Here is a 23,417-nt window from a genome sequence, read left to right on the forward strand (position 1 = left end):
GCTCAGGCGTCGCGTCGAGCGAACACGACAGCCGCGACGACCAGCATCACGACGGTCCAGGCAGCCATGACCAGGCCCCCGGCGAACGGGCCGAGCATGTCCTGCGCCGGATAGTTCGCGCTGACCATCTGCGCTCCCGCGACGTCGGGCAGGTACCGGGCCAGTGCCGTGACGCGGGTCAGCAGCAGCGAGACGGAGACGAGGGAGGTGTTGGCGATGAGGAGAGCCAGGGGAATGACGCCGCTTCGGGTGAGGACGGTGACGGCGCAGGCGAGCAGCGCGGTGAGCACCAGGTATACGACGGATCCGGCGACCCGCCAACCGACCCTGTCGACGAGGTCACCCAGCGGGTGCCCGTGTTCGCCAAGCAGCGTCTGGGACACCAGGACCGCCGCGGGCACGGTGAGGGCCGCGAGCGCGCCGGTCGTCACCGTGACCACGATGACCTTCGCGGCGAGCAGGGCCGAACGCCGGGGCGTACTCGTCAGGGTGGTGGATATCTGCCGGCCACCGCCGGCGTCGTCGCGGTGGGACCTGTACTCACTGCTGATGACGACGACGCCGAGCACGATCGCACCGACGGCGCTCACCGGGAGCAGGTCGAGCCCCGCGTCGGTCGTGGTGTGGTCGGTGAACCTCGCGGTGTCTCCGCGGTCCAGCGCGGCACGCATCGAGAGGGCCGAGAGGGCGGCGAGACCGAGCGTGCCGAGCACGCTGATGGCGACGGCGACGAGCGACGCCGGCAGCCCGAGCAGCTTTCTGAACTCGGCGATGACGATGTCGCTCACGCTCTGCCCCCGTCCCTCGGGTGGTCGACGGGGCGCCCGCCGGTGGGCTCGGTGAGGGCGAAGAACGCGTCCTCGAGGGAGGCGTACCCGGCGGTGACCGCAGCGAGCGGTCCGTGGGCCGACGACCCGTCCGCCGCTGATCACGACGAGGTCGTCGGCGATGTCGGCCATCTCGGCCATGAGGTGACTGGAGAGCAGCACCGTGCGTCCCGTGGCGGCGAACTCCGTGAGGAACCGGCGGATCCAGCGGATGCCGCCGGGATCGAGGCCGTTGACGGGTTCGTCGAGGATCAGCAGCTCAGGGTCGCCAAGCAACGCCGTCGCCAGCCCCAGGCGCCGGCCCATGCCGAGCGAGTACCGCCCGACGCGTTTGCCGGCGGCGTCACTCAGCCCGACTATCTCCAGTACCTCGTCAACCCGGTCCTTCCGGATGCCGTTGCTTCGCGCCACCCAGCGAAGGTGGGCGTGGGCGGTCCGGGACGGGTGCGCGCCAGTACCGTCGAGCAGGGATCCGACGGTACGCAGCGGATGGCGCAGCGTGCGGTAAGGCGCGCCTGCGATGAGCGCCGAGCCGGCGTCGGCCGAGTCCAGGCCGAGCAGCACGCGCAGGGTCGACGACTTCCCAGCGCCGTTCGGACCGAGGAACCCGGTTACCCGGCCCCGAACCGCGGTGAAGCTGATGTCGTTGACGGCGAGCTTTCGGCCATGGCGTTTCGTCAGGTTGACTACGTCGATCACGTCGTACAGCATCCGACCGGGCGGTGCAGGGGTCATCGGCCAAAGGTTGACACCTACCGACGACGCCGTCCCAGCCGCGAGATCGGAAAGCTGTCCGGCTGACGGAGGTGTTCGACGAGCCCGCTCTCGTAGCCGAGGATGACCAGCTGCGTGCGGTCCCGCACACCGAGCTTCAGGAACAGGCGGCTCAGGTACGTCTTCACCGTGGCCCGGCTGAGAAACAGCTCGGCGGCGATCTCCTCGTTGGACATGCCGCGCAGGATCGCGGCCACGACGTCGCGCTCCCGATCCGTGAGCACGTCGAACCGGGCCAGGTCGGGTTGCCGGCGGTCGACCCGCGCGGAGACATCGGCGATCAACCGGCGGGTCACCTCCGGTGCCAGCATCGCGTTGCCGGCATGTACCACGTGGACGGCGCGCAGGGTCTCCGCCGGCGCGGCGTTCTTGAGCAGGAACCCGGACGCGCCGAGGCGGAGGGCCCGGTAGACGTACTCGTCGAGGTCGAACGTCGTCAGAATCAGCACCCGCGTCGCCGGATGTCGCGCACAGATCAGCTCCGTCGCGGCCAATCCGTCCATCACCGGCATACGAATGTCCATCAACACCACGCTGGGCCGGACCCGGTCGGCCGCGGCGACCGCTTCCCGACCGTCGCGGGCCTCACCCGTCACCACGATCGACGGATCGCTCTCGAGCAGCTCCCGCAACGACGCCCGTACCAGATCCTGGTCCTCGGCGATCAGCACGCCGATCCGCTCAGTCACCGCACACCTCGTGCCGCGAGAGCGGGACGACCGCGCGCAGTGCGAACCCACCCTCGGCCCTTCGCCCGGCGGTAAGGGCACCGCCCATGAGTCGAACCCGCTCCCTGAGGCCGACGAGTCCGAACCCGGACCCGGCGGCCGCGCCGCGGGGTGCCGGCCCGTTCGCCGGACCGCTGTCCACGATCTCGACGCGGACATCGGTGTCGCCCGCGACGACCGCCACCCGGCAGCTGCTGCCGGGCGCGTGCCTGGTCACGTTGGTCAGCCCCTCCTGCGCGATCCGGTACACGGCCAGCCCGGCACCCGGCGGAACCCGGTCGCGGCCGCGCACCGTCAGGGTCACCGCGATCCCGGCATGCTCGATGCGTTCGACAAGTCCCGGCAGGTCGTCGATGCCCGGCTGCGGGCCGCGCGCCGCGCCTTCACCGGGGTCGCGGACCGCCGCCAACGCCGCCCGCAGCTCGTCCAGCGCCTCGCGACTCGTCGCCTCGATCTGCGCGAGCTTCTCCCTGAGCCGTCCGGCGTCGTCGCCGCCGACCTGACGCGCGACACCGGAGACGACCGAGATCGTGCCCAACGAGTGCGACACGATGTCGTGCACCTCCCGCGCGACCCGAAGCCGCTCCGCCGTGACCGCGTGCTCCTGCTCGGCCCGCAACGCGTGCTCGGCCTCCCGTCGGTGCCGCCTCATCGTGCTGCCCAACGTCCACGTCCCGGCCAGCACCAGCAGACTCACCATCACGTACCGGACGGCCTCCTCGGCCCCGGCCGGTCCGCCAACCGCCACCAGGACGATCACCAGGCCGATCGTCACCGAGATGGCAGGGAGCAGCCTGGTGCTGCCCCGCGAAACCGCGACCGGGAACAGGGTCCACGCGGCGGCCACGAACGGGTCATGGGTCATGCCCAACACCGCGCCGGCGAGAGTCACTCCCGTAACGAGGCAGAACGCCACGACGGACCAACGCGACCGGAGCAGCATCCCCACGACCAACAGGACGACGGCCCACACATGCGCGGAGCGCGACCAACCGGGACGGTCGACCAGCGGCAGCCAGAAAACCAGAACGCAGAGCAGCGCGGCACCGAGGTCCAGCCCGATCGGCTCCAACAACGACAGGACCTGACGCGGCCGAGCCATGTCTGCACACTACCCGGCGGCCCTCAGCCGACAGGTGTCAGTGACCGTGTGGTGAGGCCGAACGGCCCCGCCCGCCTCCGCGTCGCGGGCCGGGTTCGCATCCGGATTTCGCGGAACCCCAGGCCGGCAGCAATCGCCTCGCGCGGACATCAGCGTCGCCAAGGGCCTACCCGACGGCGAACGCCAGGACCACGATCCCCCCGGCGAGGGAGGTCCTGCCCCCGCGTGGGTGATCACCGTGGTGGGGCGGTTGGGAAGACTACGACCATGACGATCAGAAAGCTTGTGCGCATGGTTCTGCACACCGCTCCGGCCAGCAGCGACACCGAGCGGCCCGTCCCGCGCTGGGTGCTGCGACTCGCCTACGCGATGCCGTTGCTCCTGCTGCCCTCCTGCCTGTGGCGGCTGCCCTTCGCCTTCCATTTCGAGATGGGGCAGCTGGGCGGGCCCGGCCTACCCGGTTACTGGGTGAGCGTTCCGTATGTGTTCGGGCTGAGCGTGGTGTCGGAGCTGATCGCCTTCCTGTGCATCGGGCTGGTACGCCGCTGGGGTGAGGTCGCGCCCGCCTGGATCCCGTTCATCGGCGGCAGGCCGGTCCGGCCCCTCGCGGCGGTCGTCCCCGCGGTGCTCGGCGGGCTGGCCCTCACCGTACTGTTCGGTTCCGTACCGGTCGGTGACGGCCAGACCCTCACCGTCTTCGGCGTGGGCGAGGACGCCTCCTACGTCAACGGCTGGTGGAAGGCCCTCGCGATGGTCTGCACCGCCCCGATCCGCGTGTGGGGGCCGGTCGTTCTCGTGCTCGCCGCCGCCTACTACCTGCGCCGCCGCACGGTGAGGACCGGCCTGACCCCCGCCCCCGCGCGCGGATGACCTCCGCGGCGACGCCCGCCGGCCGCCCGGTCACCGCTGCCAGCGGACGACCCCGCCGACCACCGTGAGCGCCACCGTGAGGTCGCGCAGCCCCGCCGGCTCGACCTGGTACGGGTCGACGGGCAGCGCGATGAAGTCCGCCAGCATCCCGGGGCGCAGCCGCCCCTTCAGGTGCTCCTCGTAGGAGGCGTACGCCCCGGCGACGGTGAAACCGTGCAGCGCCGCGTCGAGGTCGACCCGCTCGTGCGGGTCCACGCCACCGGGCGGGGTGCCGTCGGGCTGCTGCCGGGTGACGGCGGAGTGGATGCCGTAGAACGGGTCCGGGTCCTCCACCGGGGCGTCCGAGCCGAACGCCACCGTCGCGCCCGCGTCCAGCAGGCTGCGCCAGGCGTACGAGGCGAGGTCCCGCCCGGCGAGCATGCTGGTGGTCAGGGGAATGTCGCTGGTGCAGTGCGTCGGCTGCATCGAGGCGATCACCCCCAGCCGGGCGAGCAGCGGCACGTCCGCCGGCCGCAGGTGCTGGGTGTGCTCGATGCGGTGCCGCAGCCGCCGTACCGCCCCGGCCACGGTCGGGTCGGTGCCGGCCCGCTCCTGCCAGCGGGCGTACGCCCGCAGCACCATCTGGTTGGCCGCGTCGCCGATCGCGTGCGCGGCGACCGCGATGCCGGCCCCGGCGGCCTTCGCCACCAGCCGCTCGAACTCCTCCGCCGGGGTGACCGCGATGCCGTGGTTGTCCGGCTCGCCGTCGTACGGCTCGGTCATCAGGCAGGTGTGCGAGCCGAGCGCACCGTCGGTGAAGATCTTCACCGGTCCGGTACGCAGCCAGCGGTCCCCGTCGCCGGTCGCCCAGCCCCGGTCGATGGCCTCGTCCAACGCGGTCGACGGGATCGACTTGTGCACCCGCAGCGGCAGCTCGCCCCGGGCGTACAGGGTCTCGAACGCCGCCCGGCAGTCCAGCCCGTCGAGGTCGTGGATGCTGGTGAGGCCGACGGCCAGCAGCCGGGGCAGGTGGGTGCGCAACTGCTCGACGAGGTCGCCGGAGGCGGAGGTGCGCATGACGTCGTAGGCCGCGTCGCCGGCCGCCTCCCGCAGGATGCCGGTCGGCTCGCCGCGCTCGTCGCGGGCGATCTGCCCGCCGACCGGGTCGGGGGTGCCGGCGTCGATGCCGAGCCGGCGCAGGGCGGCGGTGTTGACCCAGGTGGTGTGTCCGTCGATGCTCGGCAGCACGGCGGGGCGGTCCGGGCAGACACGGTCCAGGTCGGCCCGGCCGGGCTGCACCGGCCGGGCCCACTTGTGGCTGTCCCAGCCGCCGCCGAAGAGCCACGCGTCCGGCGGCAGGGTGGCGGCGTGCCGCCCGATCCGCGCCAGTGCCTCGTCGAGGCTGGTGGTGCCGCGCAGGTCCACCTGCTCCAGGCCCCGGACGTAGAGCGCCGAGTGGATGTGGCTGTCGATCAGGCCCGGCAGCACGGTCATCCCACCGAGGTCGACCCGGCGCGCCCCGCCGCCGGCACGGTCCCGGCACTCGTCGAGGGCGCCGACCGCGACGATCCGCTCGCCGCGCACGAGCATCGCCTCGGCGAAGGGACGGGCAGGGTCGAGGGTGTGGATGCGGGCGTTCTCGAAAACCGTACCGGTCATGGGGCTGCCTGTTCCGACGGCTGGGCGGGGGCACCCATGGTAGGCGGTTCAGTGCGCGGCCACGGCCACCGCCCGGGTCGGGACATCGGCGAGCTGCGTGGGGCGTACGACGACGAGCAGGACGATCGTCGCCGCCACCATGCCACCGGCCACGACCGAGGCCATCGCCACGCTTCCGGTGCCGAGCATGCCCACCATCGGCGCCGCCAGCGCCCCGACGCCGAACTGCACCGCGCCGAGCAGTGCCGCGGCGGTGCCCGCCGCCTCCCCGTGCCGGGAGAGCGCCAGGGCGGGCGCGTTCGGCAGGGCGAGCCCACCCGCGGCGAGGACCACCCACAGTGATGCCAGGACGCTCGCGAGGCCGCCGAAGCCGGTCGCGGCGAAGACGAGCAGCACGATGCCGGCGGCGGTGCCCACGCCCAGGGCGGTGCTGAGGATGCGCTGCGGCGAGTACCGGCGCAGCAGCCGCACGTTCAGTTGGGTGGCCATGATCAGGCCGACGGCGCCCGCTCCGAAGGCCAGCCCGAACTCCTGCTCGTCGAGCCCGTACTGCTCCTGGAAGACGAACGACGAGCCGGCCACGTACGCGAACAGCGCCGCCATGGCCAGCCCGGCGACCAGGACGAGCCCGACGAACGTACGGTCGCGCAGCAACGAGCCGTAGACCCGGACCGTCGCGGCCACCCCGCCGCCACGGCGCCGGGCGGGTGGCAGCGTCTCGGGCAGCCCGAACGCCGCGACCGTGACCAGCAGCAGGCCGAACACCGCGAGGGCCAGGAACACGCCCCGCCAGTCCGACCAGCGCAGAAGCTCGCTGCCGAGAGTCGGGGCCAGGATCGGCGCCACCCCCATCACCAGCATCAGGCGGGAGAACAGCTTGGCGAAGGCGGCGCCGTCGAAGAGGTCGCGCACGACCGCCATCGCCACCACGGAGGCGGCGGCGGCGCCCAGACCCTGCAGCACCCGCAGCGCGCCGATCACCTCGATGCTCGGCGCGACGACGCACAGCACCGACGCCACGATGTGCAGCCCGATGCCGGCGAGCAGCGGAGCGCGTCGCCCCACCGCGTCGGACAGCGGGCCGATCAGCAGCTGACCGAAGGCCAGCCCGGCGAGCGTGCCGGTGAGCGTAAGTTGCACGGCCGCCGACGTGGTGTGCAGGTCCGCGGCGATGTCCGGGAGCGCGGGCAGGTACATGTCGATGGTCAGCGGTCCGATCGCGATCAGCGAGCCGAGCACGAGGACGAGCCGCAGCCGTTGTCGGGGACCGACGAGGGTGGCGGAGACCTCGGGCCGCGGCCCCTCGGTGGGTGCGGAGCCGGCGGTCACGAGGATGCCCCCGTCTGATGGCGACGGACGGGCAGGAATGCGGAGATCACACCTGCCACCAACCGCTGGCGGGTGATCTCATTCCCCGCCTGGTCAGACGTAACTCAGCTCACAGCACCCGGCGGCCCGGCAGAGGGTCGCGCGAAGCGCCCGCGGCCGGGGTGCCGTCGCCGGCCGCGGAGACCGCTCCTGCCGCTCTGTGGCCCACGCCACACGCGGTTCCTGTCAGCAATCGGAGCGCCGTCCCGCTCAACACACAGCAAGCAAGCGAACCGACAGGAGCGACACATGAAGCATCGCATCGTCGTCCTCGGCGCCGGCTACGCCGGGGCCTTCGTGGCCGGGAACCTGGCTCGCCGGCTGTCTGCGGCGGACACCGAGATCACGGTGGTCAACGCCGAGCCGGACTTCGTCCAGCGGCTGCGGCTGCACCAGCTCGCGGCCGGCCAGGAGATCGAGGCTCCGAAGCTCACCGATGTCTTCGCGGGCACGGGGATCCGGCTGCGCCTGGCCCGTGTCACCGCTGTCGACCCCGAGCGCCAGGTGGTCACGGTGGCCGACGCCAACGGCGGCGGCGAGCTCGGCTACGACACGCTTGTCTACGCCCTCGGCAGCCGCGGCGACGACCGCGGCGTCCCCGGCGTGGCCGAGCACGCCTTCGACATCGCCGCCCGGCCCTCGGCGCTGCGCCTGCGCGAGCGCCTGGACAGCCTGGGCAGACGGCGCGGGGGCGGCCGTGTGCTGGTCGTCGGCGACGGGCTGACCGGCATCGAAAGCGCCACCGAGATCGCCGAATCCCGACCCGGCCTGTCGGTGACGCTGATCGCCCGCGGCGAGCTGGGCGCCCGGCTCTCCGCCGGAGCCCGCAGCCACCTGCGCCAGGCCTGCGACCGGCTCGGCGTCACCGTCCTGGAGCACACCGAGGTCGAAGCTGTCGAGGCGACGCGGGTGCTGTGCGCCGACGGCACCGCCCTGGCGTCCGACGCCACCGTGTGGACGGCCGGGTTCGCGGTGAACCCCATCGCCGCCGCCAGCGGGCTGGCGGTCACCGACACCGGCCAGATCGTCGTCGACCGCACCATGCGGTCGGTCTCGCACCCGAACGTCTACGCCGCCGGCGACAGCGCCCACGCCATCGGCGACAACGGCCGACCGCTGCCGATGTCGTGCGCGTCGGCAGGGCACACCAGCAAGCAGGTCATCGAGGCGATCACGGGACGCCTGACCGGCCGCAAGATCGCGACCGTGAAGATGACCTACACGGCCAACCACATCAGCCTCGGGCGGCAGGACGGAATCCTGCAGGCCGTCGACGACGAAGCGCTACCCAAGCCGAAGTACGTGGGCGGCCGCAAGGCCGCGCGGATCAAGTCGGGCATCCTCAGGATCTCGCTGTGGGCCACCTCGAACCCGACCTTCGGCCTGCCCAGGCGCAGGCGCCACGTGACCGCCGCGCCACCTGCGTCCGTCGAGAAGGCGGCCGCGTAGCCGCCTAGGGTGGTCCGCGTGGACAGCGCCGCCACTGATCGCTTCGACACCAGCCGGTTCGAGGCCAGCCGGAACCGGCTGGCCTCGCTGGCGTACCGACTGCTGGGCTCCGCCGCCGACGCCGAAGACGCCGTGCAGGATGCGTTCCTGCACTGGCAGGCCGCCGACCGGCAGCGGATCAGGGTGCCGGAAGCATGGCTGACCAAGGTCGTCACCAACCTGTGCCTCGACCGGCTCCGCTCGGCACAAGTCCGCCGCGAACGCACCGTCGGCGCCTGGCTGCCCGAACCGCTCCTCGACGGCGACCCGATGCTCGGCCCGGCCGACACCTTCGAGCAGCGCGAATCGGTGTCCCTGGCCGTGTTGACTCTCATGGAGCGCCTGTCACCCCTGGAGCGGGCCGTCTACGTCCTGCGCGAAGCGTTCTCGCACAGCCATACCGAGATCGCCGAGATCCTCGACATCACCGAGTCCGCAAGCCAGCAGCACCTGCACCGGGCGCGGCGGCGCGTCACCGCCGCCCGCCGCCGCGGCGGTGGCGAGGTCGACCCGGCATCCGCCCGCAGAATCGTCGCGGAGTTCCTCGCCGCTGCCTCCTCGGGCCGCACCGAACGGCTGGTGGCGCTGCTCACCGACGACGCGACCGCGATCTCCGACGGCGCCGGCCTGACCGAGACGCTGCTGCGGTACGACACTCCGCAGCGCATCGCCGCCGTCGCACGGGCGGGCTTCAAATCCACACCCGCGAAACGGCGATTCGTCGGCGGCACGCCCGCCATCCACTACGCGCTCGTCAACGGCGCCTCCGCGATCCTCGTCGTGGTCGGCGACCAGGTCGTCGGCGCCGTGGCGTTCGACATCGCCAACGGCAGGATCGCGACCGTGCGCGGCATCGCCGCACCCACCCGCCTCGCCCGCCTCACCAGGGCCTGGCGGCAGCGCGAACCGGGCACGCCGCTCATCGCCGAGTGGTGACCCGACGCCGAGGCGCCGGTCAGACGCGCCGACGCGGGGGCATCCTGCGTTCCCTGCTCCGCGCACGAGATCGACGACGCCGCCGTCAACCGGTGGGCCCACCCCCTGACGCTTCCCTCGCGGCAGGGGGTGGGTGCTGGTGCGGGTCGCCCGGAGGGACGGGCACGCCCCACGCCCGGGGTTCCATGTTTCGCCGCGCCGCGGTCGGCACTGGCGGCATCATCTGCTGTTATGAGAAGAATGTCGGCCGCGGTCGCGCTCCTGATCGCCGCCCTGGCGTCCGGCTGCGACGCGCCGGAGGCGGAGACGACAGGCGGGCCGCCCAGCCCGTCCGTCGCCACCACCCCCGGGCCCCGAACCACGCTCACCGTGGTGGCGGCCGGTGACCTGCTCGTCCATCCCGCGCTCAGCGAGCAGGCCGCCGCCGACGCGCGCCGGGCCGGGCGCGACGGCCACGACTTCACGCGGGTGCTCGGCGCGGTCCGTGCCCGGGTGAGCGCCGCCGACCTGGCCATCTGCCACATGGAGACTCCGCTGGCCGAGCCCACCGGCCCGTTCACCGGCTGGCCGAACTTCAGCGTTCCTCCGGAGTTGGCCGACGCCGCCGCCTGGGCCGGTTTCGACACCTGTTCCACGGCCTCCAACCATTCGCTGGACACCGGGGTCGAGGGCATCGCGCGTACCCTCGACAACCTCGACCGGGTCGGCCTGCGGCACACGGGCACGGCCCGGACCGAAGCTGAGGCCCACCGCCCGAACGTCATCGACGTGGGCGGCGTCAAGGTCGGGCAACTCTCGTACACCCTGAGCTTCAACGGCATACCACTGCCGGCGCGGAGACCGTGGGCGGCCAACCTGATCGACGCGGACGCCATCCTCGCCGAGGCGCGGCGGGCCCGCGCCGCCGGCGCGGAGATCGTCATCCTGTCGATGCACTGGGGCACGGAGTACCAGCACGAACCGAACGCCGATCAGGTCGACCTGGCGCAGCGGTTGCTGTCCTCGCCCGATGTGGACCTGATCGTCGGCCACCACGCGCACGTGGTGCAGCCCTTCGAGAAGATCGGCGCCAAGTGGGTCGCCTACGGCATGGGCAACCTGACCACCCGCTTCGGTGACGGCTCCGCGGAGGAGACGCAGGACGCCGTCCTGCCCGAGTTCACCTTCACCCGCACCGCGCCCGGCCGGTGGGAGGTGACCGGCGTGAGCGTGCTTCCCACCTGGATGGAGTACCGGCCGGCGGCCCGCGTGGTCGACCTGACCGCCGCCCTGAGTGACCCGGGGCTGCCCGCCTGGCGGCGGGCGCACTACGCCGCGATCGTCCGGCGGATCAACGCACACATCGACCTACGGGGCGCCTTCTCCACCGGGCTGCGGATGCCGCAGTGAGCGCTCGTCGGATGGGGCGGCGACCGGAGCACCCCTCGGCGGCGAGATGACCGGCCGAGCCGTCGGCCCGCACGTCGCCGACACGCGCGTCGGCCCCCGTTCCGCCTTCGGTGGGCTGTCGGCCGATCCCACGGCCCGCAGCGCGGGGCGCCCCGCCGGCTGACGCCACAGCGGATGCACCGGGGTGCCGTCGGGGAGCGGGAAGGGGTCGCGGACGGTGTAGCCGTGCCGGGTGTAGAGATCAGCCTCGGCGGCGGTGACGGCCTCCGCGTAGGCGGGCAGCGCGAGGCGGTCCATCCGGACGAGGCTGCGGGCGAGCAGGGCGGAGGCGCGCGCGACGCGCGAGGTTGCCGGTGGGACCGCGAGGAAGGCCAGGTGGTTGTGGGCGTCCGTGGGACGGTGGGCGTCGAGGACGCGGTCCAGCAGGCGGAAGCGGTCCAGGTGGCCGCCGCAGGCAGCGGCGAGCCGTTCGCGGTAGCTGGCCGGCGGTGGAAGGGGACGGTACCGGTGGAACCAGACCGCGACGGCGGAGCGGTCGGCGAGCAGAAAGACGTCACCGAAGAGCAGGGCGTGCTCGACCCAGATGCGCGCGACGGCGGCGAGCACGCAGCGTCGCCGGTCCTCGTCGGGCACGAGCCATGCGCCGATCGCGGAGCTGTGCAGGTGGTCGGCGACGAGGCTGGTGACGTGGCCGCTGTCGCACCAGCGGGCGCGGACGGTGGGCGGAATACCGGGCATGAGGAATCTCCTGTGGATGGGCGTGGTCGTCCGATGGGCGGCGGGGCCGCCCTGTCGGGCGCGCAGGTGCGGTCAGGTCGGGTCGTCGGCCACCGGAGGGGGCGTCCGGGCGGGTGACGCCGTCGCGTCACCAACCGGCGTCGGCGAAGCGGTGGCCGGCGGGTCGGGGGGTCCGGATGCCGCAGGTCACGGCACGGCGCCAGCGCCGAGAGGCGGGAGCGGTCAGAACGACCAACAGCGGCCGGGGCGCCACGGCGAGGCCCGGGGCGACGGCCGGCGAGGTGGGCGGCGGGCTGCGATTCCACACCCCGTTGCCTGTCGCCCGCTCGTGGTCGGCCGCGACGGCGCGAGCTGTCGCTCAGGCGGGTGTGGTGTCGGGCTGCGGCGATCGTTCGGCGAATGTTCCGCACCGGGAGGAAGCGCAGCGGCCGGATGCCAGCTCCGGCGTCCACGGGCGCGGCGAGAGATCGGCTGCCGGCGCGCCCGACGAGGCAGAGATGGTCGCGCTGCCGGACGGCCCCGGCATCAGTTCGCCGGCACCGGTCCCGCCGACGTGGTCACGAGTCGCGTCGGCGGGAGCCCCCGCAGCCGGCTCGCCGCCGCTCCACCGCCCTGCCGCCACGTCCCGGCGCGGCGCGGGCGGCGCGGCCTGCGGGTGGCTCGGGGCCGCAGCCGACGCGCGAACGGGGCGCCCGGTGGCACCCGCAGTGGCGGTGACCGGGGTGGTGGTGACGGGCACCGCCTCGCCGGGCCCGGGCCGCGGGTCAACCGGCTCGCCGGGCGGAACCACCGGGTCCGCCGGTGGACCGAGGATCGGCCCGGTCACCCCGAGCACCGGGGCCAGCGTGTCGACGATCGGCGACGCCACCGGCCGGACGACGGCGTCCACGGTATCGAGCGGTCCCGTCCCGGCGATCCCCCGCACCGCCGGTACCACAGCGCCCACGACCGGACGCGTCACGGGTGCCACAGCGCCCACGACCGGACGCGTCACCGGCTCGGCGGCCTTGCCGGCTTCCGCCACCCCGGCGCCGGCCACCCGGTCCACCACGCGACGCACCGGCGCGACCGCGGCCGGCAGGCCACCGCGCGGAACCCGCACCGCCGGGTCGCGCTCCCCCCGGAGGGGCCGGGCGACACCGGCATTTCCCCTGGCCAGGAGCAACGGCTCGCGCAGCACGTCGAGCCCGGCCGGGCCGCCGTCGGCCGTCGGCCCGGGCGGCGAGGCGGGGGCGAGGACGTCGTCGGCCACCGCCCCGGTGTCGCCGAGCAGGGCGCCGACGATGCCCGGGCGAGGCTCGTCGACGGCATGGGCCGCGTCACCCAGGATCGCCTCGTGGGCGCTCCACGCGCCGATGGCGCCACCGACCAGCAGCATCCCGCGCAGCGTCGCCTGAGCCAGTCGTCGGCCGCGACACCGCCCCACGGGCACCTCCCGACTCGTCCCCGGTCGCCCAGCACCGGTCGCTCATTGTCGCCGCACGAAGTCGGTCGATCACCGTACGACACGCGGTACCGTCGCGGCGCGGCGTCTTCGCACCGCCGAGCCCGCTCCCGGATCCGGGACGCCACCGTGTGCCGTTCCCCCGACCCGGCCGTCTGATGCCACAGGCCCTGCGCCCGCCGGCGGCACCGGGCGAGGTGCCGTCTCGGCCGCCGGAACCCGCGTGGGAGCCGTACCGTCAGCCCGGCAGGCCGGTGCAGGCGGCCCCGTCGATCGTGCAGGCCGTGGGGGTGGAGGTGAGCGGCGGGCCGGCCACCCGGAACGTAACCCGGACCGAGGCGCCGCCGGGCACCCGTCCGTCCGTCCCGTCCGGCCGGAAGGTCCACGTCGCTCCCTCGCGGGTGGCCCGCGCGCCGACGACCGAGGTGACGTCGAGCGACTCGCGGGGCAGCGTGATGACCATCGTCCAGTCCGTCACCCGGGTCGGGCCCGGGTTGCTGATCGTCACGACGGCGCCGTAGCTGAGCAGGGCGCGCTCGTCCACGGCGAAGTCGGCGCGCAGCGCGGCCCGGGTGCCCGGCGCCGTCGCGACGGTGGGCGAGGGGTCCGGGGTGGGCGCGACCACCGCCGGCATCCGGGGCACCGCCTCCGCCGGGCGGGACGCGGCCGGATCCGCCCCCGACTCCCGCCCACCGACGCCCGGCGTTCCCGCGACGTCCGTCTCCGGCGGCGGGTCGGCCGCGACGCGGGACGGCCGTTCCGGCCTTTCCGGCGCCACGACGGCGACCCCCGTCACGACAGCCACCGCCGACAACGCGACCGCGGCCAGCCAGGTGACCCGCCGCCCGCCGCCCGGGCCGGCGAACGCCCGCCGCGCCGACTCGGCCACGGCCACGATCCGGTCGAGCACGACGACCGCCACGGTCCGCCGTGGCCGGGACGGTGCTGCCGGCATCGTCTCTTCACCTTCGGACAGCCCTGGTTCAACGGGCACGCTTGCACTTCCCCTGTCGGGCGGTCACCCGCCCGGTCACAGCGCCCGGAGCCCGGCGAGCAACTCCTCGAGCAGTTCCACGGACGGCGTTCCGGGCGACGACGGCGGCTCGTACGGTTCGATGAGCCCGGCCTCGCACAGGTTACCGAGCAGCACCCGGAGGGCGCCCGGCGGTAGGTCCGGCTCGTCACAGCCGCTAGCGGTGTACATCGACATCTCCACTTCGCACCGTCGGGGCCGCTTCGAGGTGTACCGGCAGGTGCCGGTCGGCCCGCCCCACGAAGAGCGCCACCTCGTACGCCATGTCGCCCACCTCCGCGTCACCCCCGACGAGGACGGTGAGGATCGCCCCGTTGCGGGTGGTGGCGGTGAACAGGAACGCCCGCGACATCTGCACGACGACCTGGCGCAGCCCTCCGCCGAGGCACACGCGGGCCGCGGCCAGGCCGAACGCCTCCAGTCCGGCGACCAGGCTGGACAGTCGCTCGGCGAGTTCGTCGCCGACGTCCCGGGAGACGCCGAGCAGCAGGCCGTCAGGGGACAGCACCACCGCGAACTCCGCCCCCGGCACCCTGTCGACCAGATCGTTCAGGGCGCCGCTCAGGTTGTCGACGCTGGCCACGGTAGGCGTCATCTGCCCTCCTCTCGATGCTCTCGTGGTGAGGACCCCGACGGCGACCGTTCCGGCCAGGGCTGTCGGGCCGCGCTGTTCGACCGGTCGGCCAGGATCGTCCGCAGCAGGGCCAGCAGCTCGGCGCGGTTGGCGCAGTCGAGCCGGGACCGCATGCGCGCCACGTGGTGCTCGACGGTCTTCGCCGAGATGAACAGCCGGTCACCGATCTCGCGGTAGGTCAGTCCGGCGAGCACCAGCTCAGCGACCTCCCGCTCCCGGTCGCTGAGGCGATGCGGTGCGGGGCCGGCGACGACGTCGGCGGCTGGCGGCCGCTGCCCGGTCTTGGCCCCGCCGGGGCGGCCCTGGAGCGTTCGGGCGCAGTCCAGCAGCGTGGTCATCGCCCGGCGGTCCGACGTGCGGATGGCGGCCTGGCCGGCGAGCCGGGCGCCGTCCCAGCACAGCCCGGCGTCGTGCAGCCCTCGGGCGGCGGCCTCCACCCGGACCGGGTCGACCGTCCCGCGCAGCACCTGCACCCAGCAGCCGGCGGCGGCGGCGACCACGGTGGCGTACCGGTTGTGCTCCGCCGCGTCGAGCAGGGCGGCCACGTGCTCGTCGGCGGCTGCCGGCTGCTCGGCGAGGATCGCCGCGTGCAGGCCGCTCCAGTGCAGGGGCACGCTCCACAGCGGCGGGTCGCCGAGCCGGGCCAGCAACTGCCGCGCCTCCCGCAGGTACGGCTCCAGCCGGCTCAGGTGGCCCAGCCGCGCCCCGGCGATGGCCAACTCGCCCAGCGGCAGCAGGGTGAACAGGTCGACCGGGTGGCGGACCAGGGCCTCCAGCGCGGGTCCCCAGCCGCGCTGGAGCCCGCCGAGGTCGCTGTTTCGGCGGGCGACTCCCAGCTGCATCGCCGTGGCGAAGAGCAGGTCCCGCGATTCGAGCGGCCGGCCGTCGTTGGCCGTCGTGGCGAGGTGGTCGGCCGCGAGGCCGGTCCGTCCTCGGAGCATCGCGATCCAGGCATGCAACAACCGGTGCCGCCGGGCCAGCAGGGGACCGCCGATGCCGCTGGTCACCGCCCGGTCGAGAACCCCCTCGGCGATGTCCAGTTCGCCGCAGTGCACCGCCGTCAACGCGGCCAGCGCGGCCGGGCTGTCCGGCAGGAGCACCGTTCGGCCAGCCGGCTCCAGCAGCGCGGCTGCCTGCACGAGGGTGGACAGGGCGGCGGTCGGCGGCCCGGCGACGCTGTCCCGTATTCCGTCGGCCATCAGCCGGGCGGCGCTGTGGCGCAGGGTGGGCGGTCCACCGGCCCGGTCGTCCGCCGGCGGCTGCGCGCCGTCGACCTGTTGACCGACGGCGAGCGCGCCGAGGGCGGCGAACGCCCCCGCCGAGGCGCCACCCGACCACCGGTACAGCTCCACGCTGCGAGCGCCCTGGCCGCGGTGCGCGAGCGCCGTCGCGGCGACCACCGCCGCCTCCGCCTGGTCGGCCGGCGGAGCCGCGGCGAGCAGCCGGTCCGCCAGCCGCAGGGCGAGGTCGAGGTCGCCGGCGAGCGCCGCGGCGACCGCCTGCCGGGCGGTGGCGGGCTGCCCGGCGGCCGCCGCCGCGGCGAAGAGCTCCACGGCGAGCGCCGGCTCGCCGGCCAGCGCCTCCTCGGCCGCGGCCGCCAGCGTCGGTGCCGGGCATTCGCCGGTCGCCCCGGCCGCGAGCAGCGAGCGGACCAGCGGGAGCACCGGCCCGCGCCGGGCCAGCTGCAACTGGGTGAGGCGGAGCCAGACCGCGCTGCGCTCGGTGGCCGGGCTCAGCGCGGTCACCGCCCGTCGCACGATCGGCGCGAGCCGGCCGTCGGCGCCGAGCAGCCCGGCCGCCCGGGTAGCGCCGATCAGCTCGTCCACCTCGGCCAGCTCCCGGCCGAGCAGCGCGCCGAGCAGGTCCACCGGCAGCGGTACGCCGGCCGCGACGGCCAGCAGCAGCCGCCGGACGTCGGGGGCCAGGTCCTCCAGGTCCGGCCCGAACTCGAGGATGACCTGTCGGGGCGGCTCGGCAGGCACGCCCGGCCGGCTCTCCCGGCCGCGCAACCCACGGGCCAGTCGCTCGACGTCCCGAGGCACGCCGCAGGTCTGCGCCTGCACGAAGTCGACCAGCTCGGGCTGTCGGCCGAGCTCCGGCGCGCAGGCGAGGTAGTCGGCGGTCTGCTCTCTGGTGAACGGGGTGAGCAGGACCAGGTGCCCGTCGCGCCGCAGGGTGGCGGCCAGCTCGACCAGGGCCGCCGGCCGGGGCCACGGCCGGTAGCCGACGACGAGGCGGTGCCGGCGGGCGGCCACCAGGTGGCGCAGCACCCGAAGGCGGGCGTCGTCGAGCGACTGCGCGTCGTCGATCACCAGCACCGTGTCCGGGTCGACCGCGTCGGGCTGGTCGGGGGCGCTCTCCGACACGGTGATCCCGGCCTGCCGGTAGGCCCGGGCCAGCTCCTGGAGGTAGGCGCTCCGGCCGTGGCCGCCCGGGCCCGTCACGCCGAGCACGAGCGGCGCCGCCGGCGCCGCCGTCACCGCGTCGAGCACGGCCCGCGAGCGCCGGTCCAGCACGAGCCGGTGCCCGGCGACGCTGTCCATGATCATGGCGGTCATCCTTCGCGTCCCCGCCTGCGGGCCAGTGCCAGGCGGGACGCCTTCGGCAGTTCCAACGGGGTGAACCGGACCGGAGGGCGCGGTGGCGGTTCGCTCCCCACGGCGCGGTGGTGATCGGGTCGGTGCGGCGGCGCGACGGCCGGCGCGTCGGCCCGACCGCCGGCCGGGGCCGGTGGACGGGTCCCCCCCTCGCGCCGCGGGCGCGGCGACACCATCTGACAGGCGGCCAGGGCCGCGCCGGTGGCGGCGGTCAGCTGCGGATCGGGCTCCACCTCGACCGGTACGGGCAGGGCCGCGGCGAGCATCTCGGCGACCAGCGGGATCCGGGTGGAGCCGCCCGCGAGCAGGACGCCGTCGAGCTGCGCCGGCGCGATCTGACCGGAGTGGACGGTCCGCAGCAGCAGGTCGACCGTCGCCTGCACCGCCGGACGGATCAGGTCTTCGAACTGCACCCGACTCACCGGCACCCGGGCCGGCCCGGTCGGCAGGGTCAGCAGCACGTCGGTCTGCGTGCCGACGGTCAGCTCACGTTTGGCCCGCTCGCACTCGGGCAGCAGTCCGCGCAGCGTGACGTGCGCCTGCCGGGGACCGGTGCCGCCGGGTTCGCGGCCGAGCGCGGCCCGCACGTGCTCGGCCAACGCCTCGTCGAAGTCGACTCCACCGATCCACTCGAGCCCCTGTGGGAAACCGAAGGTCTCGTAGGTGCCGCGTGGGTTGCGGCGCACGAGGGCCGCCTCGAAGGAACTGCCGCCCAGCGCGTAGACGACGGCGGCGCTGCCGGGGAAGCCCCGCGCCGCGTGACTCTCGGCCACCGTGACGGTGCGGGGAAGCAGCGTCACGGTGCCCAGGCCGAGCTCCCGCAGGGCGGTGTGCAACAGCTCCCGCCGATGCCGGCCCCAACCCGCGGGGTGGCTGAGCACGACGGCCTCGGCGGGCTCACCCTCGCGGGCGAGCACGCGTTCGACCACCCACGTCGCCAGCACGGCGGTCAGCGTCTGCGGCGGACACGGCTCGCCGGCAAGCATCAGGGGCACGTCGTCGCCGACCCGGCGGACGAAGCCCCGGGCCGTCCGGGCCCCGTCGTCGGCGGCGGGCTCGCCGACCGTGAGCGTTCCGTCCGCCGTGACGTGCAGCACCGAGGGAACGGTCACCGACCCGGCGTCCAGCGGAACCCCCTCGGGACGACTCCAGGTCGCGCCGTGTCGCCGGGCCACGGTGGCCGCGGTGTTGGTGCTTCCGATGTCTATCCCCAGGACGTACGGCATGCGCTTTCTTCCCTCACCGCGAGTTGGTCGGCCGGTGGCGACGGCGTGCGGACCGCGGCCAACACCCCCGGCGAACCCCGTAAGCTCCTACGTTCGTACCAGAGATCACTCCGGCATCAGGACCCTAAATCCGGCCGACCCGAGTCCCCCAGTCCCCCTAACGTACGAGGGGGTGCGTGCCCTAATCCGGCGGGGCGGGTCGCGGGCCCGTCCCCGATGACCGCAGCCGGTCACCGGCCATAGCGTCACCCTCGACGATCAACGGTCGCCGACGCACATCGAGGAGATCCCGCACATGACCCTGCACGACTTCGTGCTCAATCTGCTCACCGACCCCGACGCCAAGGCGGCGTTCGACCTCGACCCGGAGGGCGCGCTACAGTCCGCCGGCCTCACCGACATCACCCCCGCCGACGTGCAGGACGTCGTCCCGCTGGTGGTCGACTACGCCCCCACCCAGGGGTTCGCCCCGGTCGCCCCGGTGACCGGGCAGCTCGGAGCCGATCCGCTCGTGGCGGACGCCGCCGGCGTGGTCGGCCACCTGCAGACGGCCACGCCGGAGGTCAGCATCAGCGGCTACAGCGGCGCGGACGTCAAGGCCGGCGTGCTGGGCGCCATCACCGTCGACCCGGCGGCCGCCAGCCTCGGGGCCACCGTGCTGCCCGGCATCGGCCTGGGTGTCGGGCCGGACGGTCTCGGCACCAACCTGATCGGGGTGCACGACCTGGCGCACACCCTCGACGCCGACGTGGTCGGCGCGGTGGACACCACGGTCGACCCGGCGGTCGGGGACGTGGCCGGCACGGTCGGCGACCCCGGCACCGTGCTCGACGCCACCGACCACGGCCTGCTCGGCACCCCGGACGGCCTGCTCGGGGGCGCGCTGCCCGGCACCGAGGGCCAGGTCGACGGGATCGTCGGCTCGCTGGGCGGCGACGACACCCTGGGCGGTCTCGGCCTGGGCGACGGCGGCGCCGTGGTGCCGCCGGTCGACGTGCCGTCGACCGTGGGCGGCGTGACGGGCCAGGTGGACGGCGTCCTCTCCGGCGTCACCGGCGCGGTCGGCGGCGTGACCGGCGACGTCACCGGCGGTGTGTCCGGCGGCGCCGAGGTCCACGGCGGGGTGTCGGCCTCCACCGGCGGAGGGCTGCTCGGTCTCGGCGACGGTCTGCTCTGATCCGGGTCCAGGCGGGAGCGGAAAGCCGGAGCGCCGGAGGCGATCCGGCTTTCTCCGCATCGCTCTTGATATTTGATCTGAAATCCGCACACTTGGTGCGGTGATGGCGGGGATCTGGCTGGACGTGCTCGACGGGATCGCCCGCACCTGCCGCGAACACGGCCGCGGCGATCTGCTCCAGGCCGTCCGCGACAAGCGTGTCCAACTGCTCGACCCCACGCTGCGCGTCCTGGTCGTGGGGGAGCCGAACCAGGGTAAGAGCCAGTTGGTCAACGCGATCCTCAACGCGCCGGTCTGCCCGGTCGGGGACGGTCCCACCACGGTGCTGCCCACTGTGGTGCGCCACGACGAGGTCGCCTCGGCCGCGGTGGTGCACACGCCGCCGGCGGCGGGCCGGCCCGCCGCCGGTGTGACCGTCGAGCGGACCGCGGTACCGGTGGACCGGATCGCGGCCGCGGTGGCCGGCACGCTCGGGCGGCGGCCCGGCGGCGGCCCCGCGCACGTCGAGATCGGACTGCCGCGCGCGTTGCTCGGCGCCGGGCTGGTGCTGGTGGACACGACCGGCAGCGACGAGGTGGCCGCGATCGGCGGTGGCGCACCGGTCGCCGCCGTCGGTCGAGCGGACACGGTGCTGCTGGTCTCGGACTCGACCCGGGAACTCTCGGTCGCTGAGATCAACATGCTGCTGCACGTCACCCGCTCGCACCCGAACGTGGTGGTGGTGCAGACCAAGACCGACCTGGTACCGGGCTGGCGTGCGGTCGCCGAACGCAACCGGCGGCACCTGGCCGAGGCCGGCGTACCGGCGGCTCTGATCCCGGTCTCGTCGGCGTTACGCCTGCGCGCGGCCGTCACCGACGACCGCGAGCTCAACGCCGAGTCGGGCTTCCCGGTGCTGATCGCCCGGCTCCAGCGGGACCTGGCCGGTAAGGCCGACACGTTGGCCCGGGCCTCGGTGGCGTTGACCGCCCGGACGGTGGTCGAACAGCTCGCCGCGCCGCTGCGCGCCGAGCTGGAGCGCCAGGAGGAGGAGCAGCAGTCCGGCCCGATCTCCCAGCTGCACGCGGCCCAGCGGGAGGTCGACGAGCTGCGCCGCTGCTCCACCCGCTGGCAGAACACGCTCAACGACGAGATGGCCGACCTGCTCTCCGACATCGAGTACGACCTGCGTGACCGGACCCGCCAGATTCTGCGGATGGTCGACGAGGCGTTCGACACCGCCGACCCGCTCGTCGCATGGGACACCTTCCAGGAATGGCTGGAACGCAGCCTGGTCGAGGCGGCGGAGGCGAACCACGAGTGGCTCGTCCAACGCTGCGACTGGGCCGCGCGCCGGGTGGCCGCCAACTTCGCCCGGTACGGCTACGATGTGCTGCCGCCCTGGTCGGTGACCGTGCCGGAGGACCTCGACAACCGGCTGCCGGAGATCGAACGACCGAACATCGACCGGTTCACCGCGAGCCAGAAGGTGATCACGGGCATGAAGGGCTCCTACGGCGGCCTGCTGATGTTCGGCCTGGCGCTGACGCTGGCCGGCATGCCGATGATCAACCCTGTCTCGATCGGCGCCGGCGCGCTGTTCGGCGGCAAGAGCATCCGCGACGAGAGCAGGCAGATGCTCCGCCGCCGCCAGTCGACCGTCAAGACGGCGATCCAGCGACACGTCGACGACTTCTTCGTCCGCATGAACAAGGACTGCCGGGACACCGTCCGGCAGGTGCAGCGGATGCTCCGCGACCACTACACCGCGCTGACCGAGGAGTTGCAGGAGTCCATCGTCCGGTCGTTCCGCACCGCCAAGCAGGCCGCCGACACCGACGCGGCCGTCCGCGACCAGCGCCAACGCGAGATCCGGCTGAGGATGACCCGGCTGGCCGCGCTCTACGACCAGGCGCAGCAGTTGGCCGCCGCCCGGAGCGCCCCGGCGAGGCTGGGGCCGCCCGCATGACGGTCGGCCTGCGGCTCGACGAGGCGGTGTGGGGGCTGCTGCACCACGCGCTGCGGCTCTACCGGGACAATCCCCGCGCCACCGCGCGTCTCCGGCAGCAGCTGGCCCGGCTGGAGCAGCCGCTGCGCGTCGCGATCGCCGGCCCGTGGCGGTCCGGCAAGTCCACCCTGCTCAACGCGATCATGGGCGAGGAGGTCGCGCCGGTCGACGACGCGGACGGCGCCGACGTCTTCACCTGGTACGAGGACGGGCCCCAGCCGCGCGCCATCGCCTACTCGACCAGCCACCCGCCGCAGGACCTGGCGATGGCCAGGTCGGCGACGGGGATGCGGGTGGACCTCGTCGGCTGGCGAGCCGGCGAGCTGCGCGACATCGTGGTGCGGTGGCCGACCCGTGCCCTGCGGCAGATGACTCTCATCGACACGCCCCCGATCACCGGCGTGGACGCGCACGGCCGGGCCCCGGTGATGGACCGGATCCTGCGGGACGCGGACGCGGTGCTGTACCTGACCCGCGACGGTCGCGGCAGCGACCTGAGGGTCCTGGAGTCCAGCCGCGAGAGCGCGGTCGGGCAGGCAGCCCCGGTGAACGTCATCCTGGTGCTGTCCCGGGCCGACGAGACCGGCGGCGGGCGGATCGACGCCCTGGTCACCGCCCGCCAACTGGCCCGCCGGCAGTTCCGCGACCCCAGGGTCGACGCGCTCTGCCTGAACACGGTGGCGTGCAGCGGGCTGATCGGGCTGGCCGGCCGGGTGCTGAGCGAGTCGGACTTCGCCGCGCTGGCGCAGTTGGCCCGGGTGCCCCGCCCGGCCCTGGAGGCCCACCTGCTCTCGGCCGACCGGTTCGCCGGCGGCGAGCTGCCCGTACGGCTGGACGCCGAGGTGCGCGCCGCGCTGCTGGACCGGCTGGGCATCTTCGGCGTCCGGCTCGCGACCACCCTGGTCCGCACCGGCTGCGACAGCCGGGCCAAGCTCTCCGCCGAACTCATCCGACGTAGCGGCCTGACCGAGCTGCGCGAGTCGGTGAACCGCCTGCTCATCGACCGGCTGGACGCGCTCAAGGCGCGCTCGGCGATGGCCGCCGTGGAGGCGCTGCTGCGGGCCGAACCGGAACCGGGCACCGGTGAGCTGCTCGCCATGCTGGAACAGATCCTCGCCGGCGCGCACGAGTTCCGGGAGCTGCGCCTGCTCGCGGCGCTGCGGGACAACCGGCTCGGCTTTGACACCGAGCTGGCCGCGGAGGCACGGCGGCTGGTCGGCGGGGACGGCGTCGGCCTGGCCGCCCGACTCGGCGTCGAGCACGACGCGACCGGGCAGCGGCTCTGGGAGGTCGCCTCCGACGCGCAGTGGAGGTGGCGGAGGGCGGCGGAGGACGGCACGCTCCGGCTGGCCCAGCGGCGGGGCGCCCAGGTCGTCGTCCGCAGCTGCGAGGGGATGCTCGCCGAACTGGCCGCGGGCGGCCGGTGACCTCCGCGCGGGCGCGACGGCCTGCGGTGCCCCT

General features: G+C 74.2%; 19 protein-coding genes. 7 read left to right on the forward strand and 12 right to left on the reverse strand.

What is annotated here, in order from left to right; translation table 11 throughout:
* Positions 1 to 2 precede the first annotated feature (2 nt).
* The 3 genes from ACGF7U_RS15540 to ACGF7U_RS15550 are packed head-to-tail and all read right to left on the reverse strand — an operon-like array spanning position 3 to position 3,431.
* Positions 3 to 1,562 carry an ABC transporter ATP-binding protein gene (locus tag ACGF7U_RS15540; protein WP_393106929.1) on the reverse strand — a complete coding sequence of 520 codons (1,560 nt, stop codon included), beginning with the start codon at positions 1,560 to 1,562 and terminating at the stop codon, positions 3 to 5.
* Positions 1,563 to 1,579: 17 nt separating this feature from the next.
* Entirely contained in the window at positions 1,580 to 2,290 is a 711-nt protein-coding gene (locus ACGF7U_RS15545; protein WP_393106931.1) for a response regulator, read from the reverse strand.
* Positions 2,283 to 3,431, reverse strand: coding sequence for a sensor histidine kinase (locus ACGF7U_RS15550; protein ID WP_393106933.1), 1,149 nt, complete (start codon positions 3,429 to 3,431; stop codon positions 2,283 to 2,285). The genes ACGF7U_RS15545 and ACGF7U_RS15550 overlap by 8 nt, the downstream gene beginning before the upstream one ends.
* 267 nt (positions 3,432 to 3,698) lie before the next feature.
* On the opposite strand from ACGF7U_RS15550, the gene ACGF7U_RS15555 reads away from it, so the two are divergent.
* Positions 3,699 to 4,301 (forward strand): hypothetical protein, encoded by a 603-nt coding sequence (locus tag ACGF7U_RS15555; protein WP_393106935.1) that lies wholly within the window; start codon positions 3,699 to 3,701, stop codon positions 4,299 to 4,301.
* Between the two features lie 30 nt (positions 4,302 to 4,331).
* Here the strand turns inward: ACGF7U_RS15555 and ACGF7U_RS15560 are convergent, their stop codons facing one another.
* Together ACGF7U_RS15560 and ACGF7U_RS15565 are read right to left on the reverse strand one after the other, a co-directional pair.
* Entirely contained in the window at positions 4,332 to 5,939 is a 1,608-nt protein-coding gene (locus ACGF7U_RS15560) for an amidohydrolase (RefSeq protein WP_393106937.1), read from the reverse strand.
* 48 nt (positions 5,940 to 5,987) lie between these two features.
* Positions 5,988 to 7,193, reverse strand: coding sequence for a multidrug effflux MFS transporter (locus ACGF7U_RS15565; RefSeq protein WP_393107180.1), 1,206 nt, complete (start codon positions 7,191 to 7,193; stop codon positions 5,988 to 5,990).
* A 363-nt stretch (positions 7,194 to 7,556) separates the two neighbouring features.
* Here ACGF7U_RS15565 and ACGF7U_RS15570 point away from each other — a divergent pair, with 363 nt between their 5' ends.
* From ACGF7U_RS15570 to ACGF7U_RS15580, 3 genes are all read left to right on the forward strand, one after another.
* The gene (locus ACGF7U_RS15570; RefSeq protein WP_393106939.1) at positions 7,557 to 8,756 is read left to right on the forward strand and encodes an NAD(P)/FAD-dependent oxidoreductase; all 1,200 of its coding nucleotides are present in this window, start codon (positions 7,557 to 7,559) and stop codon (positions 8,754 to 8,756) included.
* An 18-nt stretch (positions 8,757 to 8,774) separates the two neighbouring features.
* Complete coding sequence (locus tag ACGF7U_RS15575; protein WP_393106941.1) at positions 8,775 to 9,731, forward strand: sigma-70 family RNA polymerase sigma factor; 957 nt, start codon at positions 8,775 to 8,777, stop codon at positions 9,729 to 9,731.
* A gap of 231 nt (positions 9,732 to 9,962) precedes the next feature.
* Positions 9,963 to 11,120 carry a CapA family protein gene (locus ACGF7U_RS15580; RefSeq protein WP_393106943.1) on the forward strand — a complete coding sequence of 386 codons (1,158 nt, stop codon included), beginning with the start codon at positions 9,963 to 9,965 and terminating at the stop codon, positions 11,118 to 11,120.
* Here ACGF7U_RS15580 and ACGF7U_RS15585 read toward each other — a convergent pair.
* From ACGF7U_RS15585 to ACGF7U_RS15615, 7 genes are all read right to left on the reverse strand, one after another.
* On the reverse strand, positions 11,079 to 11,858 hold the full coding sequence (locus tag ACGF7U_RS15585; RefSeq protein WP_393106945.1) for a hypothetical protein: 780 nt from the start codon (positions 11,856 to 11,858) through the stop codon (positions 11,079 to 11,081). The genes ACGF7U_RS15580 and ACGF7U_RS15585 overlap by 42 nt on opposite strands.
* A 358-nt stretch (positions 11,859 to 12,216) precedes the next feature.
* On the reverse strand, positions 12,217 to 13,236 hold the full coding sequence (locus ACGF7U_RS15590; protein ID WP_393106947.1) for a hypothetical protein: 1,020 nt from the start codon (positions 13,234 to 13,236) through the stop codon (positions 12,217 to 12,219).
* A 304-nt stretch (positions 13,237 to 13,540) separates the two neighbouring features.
* On the reverse strand, positions 13,541 to 14,257 hold the full coding sequence (locus ACGF7U_RS15595) for a cellulose binding domain-containing protein (RefSeq protein WP_393106949.1): 717 nt from the start codon (positions 14,255 to 14,257) through the stop codon (positions 13,541 to 13,543).
* 75 nt (positions 14,258 to 14,332) lie between these two features.
* Positions 14,333 to 14,506: a DUF742 domain-containing protein gene (locus tag ACGF7U_RS15600; RefSeq protein ID WP_393106952.1), complete on the reverse strand. Its 174-nt coding sequence runs from the start codon at positions 14,504 to 14,506 to the stop codon at positions 14,333 to 14,335.
* Positions 14,493 to 14,930, reverse strand: a complete 438-nt coding sequence (locus ACGF7U_RS15605; RefSeq protein ID WP_393106954.1) for a roadblock/LC7 domain-containing protein — start codon at positions 14,928 to 14,930, stop codon at positions 14,493 to 14,495. Before ACGF7U_RS15605 ends, ACGF7U_RS15600 begins: the two co-directional genes overlap by 14 nt.
* Entirely contained in the window at positions 14,927 to 17,518 is a 2,592-nt protein-coding gene (locus ACGF7U_RS15610) for a LuxR C-terminal-related transcriptional regulator (protein WP_393106956.1), read from the reverse strand. The genes ACGF7U_RS15605 and ACGF7U_RS15610 overlap by 4 nt, the downstream gene beginning before the upstream one ends.
* 5 nt (positions 17,519 to 17,523) lie before the next feature.
* Positions 17,524 to 18,792, reverse strand: a complete 1,269-nt coding sequence (locus ACGF7U_RS15615) for an Hsp70 family protein (RefSeq protein WP_393106958.1) — start codon at positions 18,790 to 18,792, stop codon at positions 17,524 to 17,526.
* A gap of 295 nt (positions 18,793 to 19,087) precedes the next feature.
* Here ACGF7U_RS15615 and ACGF7U_RS15620 point away from each other — a divergent pair, with 295 nt between their 5' ends.
* The 3 genes from ACGF7U_RS15620 to ACGF7U_RS15630 all read left to right on the forward strand — a co-directional run bounded on the left by ACGF7U_RS15620 (position 19,088) and on the right by ACGF7U_RS15630 (position 23,383).
* The gene (locus ACGF7U_RS15620; protein ID WP_393106960.1) at positions 19,088 to 19,969 is read left to right on the forward strand and encodes an IniB N-terminal domain-containing protein; all 882 of its coding nucleotides are present in this window, start codon (positions 19,088 to 19,090) and stop codon (positions 19,967 to 19,969) included.
* A 103-nt stretch (positions 19,970 to 20,072) separates the two neighbouring features.
* Positions 20,073 to 21,917, forward strand: a complete 1,845-nt coding sequence (locus ACGF7U_RS15625) for a dynamin family protein (RefSeq protein ID WP_393106963.1) — start codon at positions 20,073 to 20,075, stop codon at positions 21,915 to 21,917.
* Complete coding sequence (locus tag ACGF7U_RS15630) at positions 21,914 to 23,383, forward strand: dynamin family protein (protein ID WP_393106965.1); 1,470 nt, start codon at positions 21,914 to 21,916, stop codon at positions 23,381 to 23,383. Before ACGF7U_RS15625 ends, ACGF7U_RS15630 begins: the two co-directional genes overlap by 4 nt.
* Positions 23,384 to 23,417 lie beyond the last annotated feature (34 nt).

Origin of the sequence: Micromonospora sp. NPDC047670 (assembly GCF_043204915.1) — a bacterium.
GTDB lineage: Bacteria > Actinomycetota > Actinomycetes > Mycobacteriales > Micromonosporaceae > Micromonospora.